The organism is Lentilactobacillus sp. TOM.63, from assembly GCF_030361045.1.
GTDB classification, from domain to species: Bacteria; Bacillota; Bacilli; order Lactobacillales; family Lactobacillaceae; genus Lentilactobacillus; species Lentilactobacillus dabitei.
In genome coordinates, this window is record NZ_JAUCAP010000135.1 from 1 (window position 1) to 3,391 (window position 3,391).

Annotated in this window: 4 protein-coding genes; 1 reads left to right on the forward strand and 3 read right to left on the reverse strand. The window is 36.8% G+C overall.

The features are described 5' to 3' along the window. Positions 1-203: 203 nt before the first annotated feature. The 3 genes from QUF07_RS13520 to QUF07_RS13530 are packed head-to-tail and all read right to left on the reverse strand — an operon-like array spanning position 204 to position 2,562. Positions 204-1,064, reverse strand: a complete 861-nt coding sequence (locus QUF07_RS13520; protein WP_084988348.1) for an ABC transporter permease — start codon at positions 1,062-1,064, stop codon at positions 204-206. A gap of 1 nt (position 1,065) precedes the next feature. Then, complete coding sequence (locus QUF07_RS13525) at positions 1,066-1,929, reverse strand: ABC transporter ATP-binding protein (RefSeq protein WP_053089774.1); 864 nt, start codon at positions 1,927-1,929, stop codon at positions 1,066-1,068. A gap of 48 nt (positions 1,930-1,977) precedes the next feature. After that, positions 1,978-2,562, reverse strand: coding sequence for a recombinase family protein (locus QUF07_RS13530; protein WP_109249205.1), 585 nt, complete (start codon positions 2,560-2,562; stop codon positions 1,978-1,980). 489 nt (positions 2,563-3,051) lie between these two features. Between QUF07_RS13530 and QUF07_RS13535 the strand changes: the two genes are divergently transcribed. Continuing rightward, positions 3,052-3,114 carry a putative holin-like toxin gene (locus tag QUF07_RS13535; RefSeq protein ID WP_222843308.1) on the forward strand — a complete coding sequence of 21 codons (63 nt, stop codon included), beginning with the start codon at positions 3,052-3,054 and terminating at the stop codon, positions 3,112-3,114. Positions 3,115-3,391 lie beyond the last annotated feature (277 nt).

Here is a 3,391-nt window from a genome sequence, read left to right on the forward strand (position 1 = left end):
TAATATTCGGTTGTTAAATTAGCTTTAGTTTAGCACACCGTTTTTAACGCAACAATAACTATTTTTGCTGATTGAAGGAGAGCGTAAAATATCTTGTGTAAATGGTAGATTGTAAAATTAATCCGAACGCTGTTCGGATTAATTTTACAATCTACCCAATAATCACAAAACATTGGTCTACTTGTTTCATCATATTTGCTATCTCAATCAACCGTTCTCACATTTTCCTTGCTTCGAATTAAGTCAACAATTAGTAAAACTGCTATTCCTAATAAAAAAACTACGGTAAGGAGCACAGTCGTTTGCATTCCAGTTAATAAATGATGCCACTCTAACTTAATCCCCATCGTTTTCTCAAAATGGCTTTGCTGACCATGAAAAGCGGTTTTTAATTTATCTGCCATAAGTATTTGTCGATAAATGGCTGCTACATATGCACCCGGAGTTAATTTGATAAGTAACTGCGCAAAGTTAGGAAGAATACCAATTGGAATATAGGTACCCACTAAAAAGCCAGAGGCCGTGCCAACAATTGTTCCTATAGCGTTCAAGGAATCAAAGCGACTAATAAACTGGATAAACAGCATATTAATTACAACTGCTAGTAAAGAGCTAAAAAGAGCAACGCAAATTACAGCTGGTAGCGACTTCCATGGCATGGTCAAGTTATCTGTGATTGAAAAGTATCCTATCATCAGTGCGAACATAACTATTTGCATAATAAAGCCAATCAAAGCGGCACTTAACATATAGCTCATGGTGATTTCAAAATGAGAAAGGTCTGTTAAATAAAAATCTTTAATAACCTTGCGTTCTTTATCTTTTACTAATTGTCCAAGTGAGGTAAGGGTGGTTGTGATGGCAGTCACTGATAAAGTCCCTCCAATCAACCAAAAATCAAGTAATTGGTGAGAACTAGGGACAGTTTTCCAGCTACTTATCATTGACTTTTTTAGAAAGACAATATATAAGAGAAATGAAATCATTGCTCCCAATAATGAAAAGAATACTCCGGGGCGATTGCGGAAATACAACAGTAGATTTCTCCTTGTTAAAGTAATCATATCAACGCATCTTCCTTCCGGTTAATGACAAAAAAGCATCATCCATCGTTCCCTCTTGATAAGTGAACGTTTTAATGAAAATACGAAACTTTAATAATAATGAGAGTGCTTCGTCAGAATTAGCCTTTAAACAAATGGTTTTATGATTAATCTGCGTATGAATTATTTTACTTGGTATCAATGCCATTAATTGATCAGCTTGTTCAGAAACAATCACGAGTTTACTGCTGGAGTTTTGTGTTTTAATTTCATCAGCGGATCCGCTGGCAATTATTTTGCCATGATCAATAATATAAACCTCATCTGCATTGTCTGCTTCTTCAAGATAGTGTGTCGTCAAAATAATGGTTAAATTATTTTGACTTTGCAATGAATGCAACAATTTCCAAATTGCCGAGCGGGTTTGGATATCCAAACCCGTAGTTGGCTCATCCAAAAAAATAATATCAGGTTGATTAAGTAGAGCTCTTGCTATATCAACTCGTCGCCGTTGCCCACCAGAAAGTCGGCCGTATTTTTGATTAATAAATTCAGTTAACCCGATTTTCTGAATCAAAGCATCAATATGATTAGATTTGGCTTCTTTATAAAGTTTATTTCGAATACTCAAATTTTCCATAACTGTCAAATCATTATCTAAAATACTCTGTTGAAATACCATGCTAATCTTTATGTCTGGTTTCATCTTGATCATTCCACTGGTTGGATTTAAGATCTTTGTGAGCATCGATATAGTGGTTGTTTTACCAGCGCCATTGGGTCCTAGTAGAGCAGTTAAGCTTCCTTCTTTGATTGCTAAATCAATATGGTCAACCACCACTTTTGATTGATAAGTTTTAGTAAGTCCCTTTGTTTGAATGATCATTATGTCGCCCTCTCTAAACTAGTATAACGTAATTATCGCATGTAAATCTCATCTTTTTATATTGCACTTCTTGCGATATCTGATAAAAGTTGTTCGCTTAATACCGGTATTACGGGCGACGTCTACATCACTCATGCCCGTCTGATAAAGCTTAAAAGCATGTAGTAAGCGGGGATCATCTTCGGTATATTGGGGTTTGCGCCCATGATATTTCCCCTGCTGCTTAGCTAAGGCAATCCCTTGCTGCTGGCGCTCAATGATTCGCTTACGTTCACTTTCGGCCTGATACTTATAGAGTTCAATAATCAAGTTGGTCATCAGTTGACGTAAATTTGGGTCAGCAATCCCTGTCATGGACGGTAAATTCAACACATCTAGGGTGGCACCTTTGTTCTGAATGGTGTTCATAATCTTAGTTAAGTCCTGGTTGTTTCTGCCTAAGCGATCTAATTCAGTGACCATTACAATATCACCCTCACGAATATAGGCCAGCATTTTTTGCAGTTCTGGCCGATTAGTGTTAGCCCCACTTAATTTATCCGTAAATAATTTATCAACGTCTTTTAAAGCCGCTAACTGTCGATCTAAATGTTGCTCCTTGGAACTCACACGCGCATAACCGATTTTAGCCATTTCCAATTCTCCTTTTGGACAGTTCTAATGAACAATTATAATTCCTAGTATAGCACAGAAATAAAAAAGACCAATAGGGTATACCCTAGTGGCCTTTAAGCTTAGTGCGAATTATTAATTGAATTTATCGTTTCCCTGTATTTACCATCAAATGTTTTTTCATCTGGAAACAAGGTTTCTCGTGAATATCCTAGTTGTCTTAATTTTTTTTGGATCGAATCTTTAACTTATCACGGAAACACGAGTTACATCACGGTATTTATAGTCCTGTTGTTTTCGTTAATAGCTTGGCTATTTATGGCTCGAAGATTAAAGAAAGCTGATTATGCATAGACACTATTCTATCCCCATTTCCCTGTATAATAGATTAAGCAAGAATCTTTAATGGCAATGATTGTCTTTTCCCTTGCGAGGTGAGGCTCATGGGAACATGGAATAATCTTCAGGAAGGCTTCACAGTCAATGAGCGTCTTTCAGACACTCTCGTTGATGTTGCTGTTTGGCACGTTTTTAATCGCGCTACTCAGCTATATCGACAAACACCACAAATGAAAAAGCCGCCCCACATAACTTTGACCGCTTATGGGGCGAACTAGTGTTGTTTTAATATCTGCCACCGTCTTTAACGGCTCTACACGGGAAGTCCTGTTCACGTGGGACTTCCTTTTTCTTTTTCATTATAGCATGACTATGAAAAATTGGGTAGCAAGGCATTTTCAGCTTATTATTTATCTTTGTATTTTTCAAAAATGGGTTCAACTAATTCTTTTTCAGCGTTTTTCGTACTTCGCCGTATTTGTATATAGTTTCCCAATATGTTTATGTCTGG